At 44.9% G+C, this 216-nt stretch carries 1 protein-coding gene; it reads left to right on the top strand.

Features of this window, described 5'->3' with window-relative positions; translation table 11 throughout:
- Nucleotides 1–216, top strand: a 216-nt coding sequence (locus tag B2X00_RS05990) for a 2Fe-2S iron-sulfur cluster-binding protein (protein WP_290486532.1), incomplete at both ends; no start/stop codon positions are given.

The raw sequence follows: 216 nt of genomic DNA, 5'->3' as shown, positions 1-216 counted from the left end.
AAATGGTTTGGCATGTATCACGCCAATGTCATCGTTGAAAGGTGGCAAGATCGTGATTCGCCCGTTACCAGGCTTACCTGTCATCCGTGACTTGATTGTAGACATGAGTCAGTTCTACAAACAGTACGAAAAAATTAAGCCTTTCTTGATTAATGATGACAAAACGCCAGCGCGTGAGCATCTGCAATCACCAGAAGAGCGTGCACACTTAGATGG

It is taken from the genome of Idiomarina sp. UBA3162 (genome assembly GCF_002364475.1).
Classification (GTDB): Bacteria; Pseudomonadota; Gammaproteobacteria; order Enterobacterales; family Alteromonadaceae; genus Idiomarina.
Note: the sequence above shows the minus strand (reverse complement) of the source record. Positions and strands in the feature narration are given on the sequence as shown.